Genomic DNA, 3,899 nt, shown 5'->3' on the forward strand with positions numbered 1-3,899 from the left:
CCCGATGCTGCCCCATCGACAGATCAGGCCACACAGGCCGAAGGCGAAAACGCGGCGTACAAACCCTCAGCCCGTGCGCCACGCCCGCAGGCCGCCATTTTGCGGGCAGTGGAGGGCATGGTGCGCCGGGGAGCGCCCTTCATCCAGAACTTCAACATTCTGGACATACCCATTGTGGTCAGCCCCGCCGCTGTGGACGTGACCATACGCGCCACCCTCGGCCCGACCCTGTCCGCCCTGTGCGAAGTGGTGCATATGTATGACTGCGACGTGCTGCTGCTCACGGGACAGCCCAGTTCCTGGAACGGAGTAATGGCCTCGGTTCTCGCCAAGCTGCCCGTGCCGCCGGACAGGATCATCCCCATGCGCAGCTATCACGCCGGGTCCTGGTATCCCTTTGCGGACGCGCAGGGCCGCATCACAGACCCCAAGACCACCGTGGTTGTCGGGGCTATCCTGTGCGCGCTGGCCGATGGTCATCTTGAAGGCTTTTCTTTTGATTCCGGCGCGCTGCGGCTCACATCCACAGCCCGGTACATCGGTGAAATGGACATCAACAGCCAGCTCAAAAAGCCCAAGGTCTGGTTTACCGTGGACGTGGGCAGCAATGAAGGCACCGAGCAGATCCGTCGTGTAGCCTTCAGCGGCCCGCTTTCCATCGGCTACCGGCAACTGGATGCGGAGCGCTGGCCCACCACGCGCTACCACCTGCTCACCTTTGCCAATGAGGACGCGCGAGCCAGAGCTTCCGGTCGCCTGCCCTATGAGGTGGAGGTGCGCCTGACCGTAGAAGATGTATGGGACGACGCCCCGCGCACCGATGACGAAAAAGACCGCAGTGAAGGCGAATTCAGCATTATCTCCATTGTGGACAGCCAGGGGCGCGGCGTAGACAGGCGCGACCTTGAAATACGCCTGCAAACGCTGAAACTGGATGAAGGCTACTGGCTGGACACCGGCATTGTGACCGATGCCGGTTAAGCGAGGCAATTAATTATGGTTATGCAGCAAGATATAAACCTGGCGCGGCAGTGCCGCCAACTGGCGGACACCGCCTCACAGGCCGGAACCTGGCTTCAGGACAATGCCGAACTTGTGGGCGGCGAAAAAAACGCCCTTCTCAAAGACATGCGCCACGCGGTCCGCTTTTTCGGCAAATGCGGACAGGCCGCCGAACGCAAAATGTGCGTGGGCGTGTTCGGCCCGAGCCAGTCCGGAAAATCGTACCTTATTTCGGCCCTTGCCAGCGATGCCGATGGTGCTCTGGCTGCTGATTTTTGCGGCGAAAGCTATGATTTTTTGAAAAAAATCAATCCGGAAGGCGGCAAGGAATCCACCGGATTGGTGACGCGCTTCACCACCACCCAGCCCGAAGGGCTTTCGCCGGCCTTTCCCATCCGTCTGCGCCTGCTTTCTGAAACGGATGTGGCCCGCGTTCTTGCCAACACCTATTATGCCGACTGCGACCATCAGGACGCTCCCGGAGCCGAGGCATTGGTCAAGGCGCTGGACGCCCTGGAGGCCGAGGCTCCTTCGGCCCCTGTTGCCGACGGGCTGAGCGTTGATGACGTGGAAGACCTGCGCGACTATGTAAACAAAAACTTCAGTTCGCGCCCGCGCATGCAGATGCTCCGCAACGGCTACTGGGCCCGTGCCGCCGCTCTGGCCCCCCGGCTGGACACCGCGGGCCGCGCCCGCCTCTTTGGTCTCATATGGGATGAGGTGGAAGAGTTTCAGTCCGTGTATCTGCAACTGTGCAACGCTCTGCGCGATCTCGGCGATGCGGCCGAGGTCAACTGCCCCCTTGAGGCCCTTATTCCGCGTGAGCAAAGCATCATTGATGTGGAGCGCCTGCGCGGACTCAGGCAGGGTGCGGATGACGTTCTGCCCATTCTTGCGCCCAACGGCCGCACGGTGGACCTGCCAAGGGCTGTGGTTACGGCGCTCACGGCCGAGATCACCATCTTCATGCGTGAAAAGCCCGATGATTTTTTTGACCACACCGACCTGCTGGACTTTCCCGGCTACCGCTCACGCTACAAGTTCACCAATCTGCGCGAAGCCCTTGCCAGCAAGGAAGACATGCTCAAGGAACTTTTCCTGCGCGGCAAGGTGGCCTATCTTTTTGAGCGCTACCGCGAAGAAAAAGAACTGACCAGCATGCTCCTGTGCATTGCGCCCGGCCCGCAGGAGGTGCACGACCTGCCCCACGCCGTGTACGAGTGGATATGCTCCACCCACGGCGAAAAACCTTCCAGCCGCGCGGGCAAAAATCCGGCCCTCTTTTTTGTGCTCACCAAGATGGACATGGAGTTTGAAAAAAAGAAAGGCTCCCCCTCTGTGGAAACGCGCTGGACAACCCGGCTGGAGTCTTCGCTGGTAAAATTCTTCGGGCAGGTGCATGACTGGCCGGAAAACTGGGACGGCATCCACCCGTTCAACAATGTTTTTCTTTTGCGCAACCCCAATTTCACCTGCGAAGCCATATTTGACTACGCGGGCGGGCGCGAAACCGGCATCCGTCAGGACCAGACCGCTTTTGTGGAAGAAGTGCGCCAGGCTTTTCTGCAGTCCCCGCTGGTGCAGCGCCATGTGGCAGGCCCGGAAAAGGTCTGGCAGGCTGCCATGACCCTCAACGACGGCGGCGTAAGCCTGTTGCGCGACAGCCTGCGCCCCCTGTGCAATCCCGAGCTGAAACGGGAGCAGATCAACGTTAGTCTTGATGAGAAAAAAGAGCAGCTTGTGGCGCGCCTTGCCCCGTTTTACCGCACGGATGACCGCGAAGAACTGCGCCGCCAGAAAGAGCAGCTTTCGCGCACTCTTGTCACATTGCTCGCCAAGGTTGCGGAAAAACAGCTTTTCGGCGACTTTTTGCGCCGCTTGCAGGTTCGCGATTACGACCTTTATGAACTGTGTCTCAACGCCCGGCAGATGCCCGAACAGGGCCAGTCCCCGGCAAGCGTCCAGGTGGTGGGAACCCGCGTTTCGGCTGACGATATCCTGGGTGACATTTTTGGCGACAGCACCGAAAGCACGCCCGTACCGGCGCCAAGCGAACAGGACCAGGCCAGGGACATGGCCGGGGTTTTCACCGCGCTTGTTATGGAGCACTGGATAAGCCGCCTGCGCGACCTGTCCGCCTCTGGCGAGGCCCGCAACGAGCTTGGCCTTCCGGCCCTGGAACTGGACCAGTTGTGCCATGAGATCATCCTGGCCGCCACACGCCACCGCCTGCGAGAAAACCTTGAAGAGCAGTTGCGCCGGGGCACGTCCTACAGCAACATAGCCCGCGAACGTCTGGTCTGGAAGCAGGTGAGTCTGGCTGCGGACGCCATCAACGCCTTTATTGACTGGCTTGGCTTTGACCCGCGCTTCAAGGACCAAAGCCAGCGCACCGTCCTTTTTGGCGGCAAGAGCGTCAGCCTGTTTGACCCGCCGCCGCCCATCACCGGCGAACCGCGCATAGGCGAACAGGAAGCGCCCTACGACCGCCTCTGGTATACTGACTGGCTGCGCGCCCTGGCCTACAGCATCACGGCCAATGTGGACTTTGACGGCCAGCAGACTCTGAACCCGGAACAAAACAACCGCCTGCGCGACATTTTGCAGGTTTTCAAGGGATAATCTATGCGAGCCAGCATTGCAGTGGATCCGGAACGCGGCCCCGGCTACGGCATTATTGAAATCGAGGGGGCGGGCGAAACCCTTTCTCCTTCATTCACCCTGCAAAGAGCTTCGGACGGCAAATGCCTTTCGTCCGGCGGCTGGCAGGAAAGCGAAACCGCTGTCAGCCCGCGGGCGTGGGACACAGACAACGGCAAGTTGCGCCTGCACGTGGGGCCTGAAGTCGTTGACGAGCTGGACAGCCTTGATGCCTACCGCATCGGCCTCCCCGGACA

The 3,899-nt window shown here is 60.5% G+C and carries 2 protein-coding genes and 1 pseudogene; all 3 read left to right on the forward strand.

From position 1 onward, the window contains the following. Nucleotides 1-981, forward strand: a 981-nt coding sequence (locus V6C07_RS07070; RefSeq protein ID WP_333535649.1) for a virulence factor SrfB, incomplete at its 5' end; no start/stop codon positions are given. Between the two features lie 15 nt (nt 982-996). Then, nucleotides 997-3,624: a putative virulence factor gene (locus V6C07_RS07075; protein ID WP_333535650.1), complete on the forward strand. Its 2,628-nt coding sequence runs from the start codon at nt 997-999 to the stop codon at nt 3,622-3,624. Between the two features lie 3 nt (nt 3,625-3,627). Next, nucleotides 3,628-3,899 (forward strand): annotated as a pseudogene (locus V6C07_RS07080) (sel1 repeat family protein); the annotation flags it as partial.

Source organism: Desulfovibrio sp. 1214_IL3152 (genome assembly GCF_036763055.1).
Taxonomy (GTDB): domain Bacteria; phylum Desulfobacterota; class Desulfovibrionia; order Desulfovibrionales; family Desulfovibrionaceae; genus Desulfovibrio.

Coding starts and splice junctions, on each gene's coding strand:
- V6C07_RS07075 (WP_333535650.1), top strand. CDS start 997: ATGGTTATGCAGCAAGATATAAACCTGGCGCGGCAGTGCCGCCAACTG.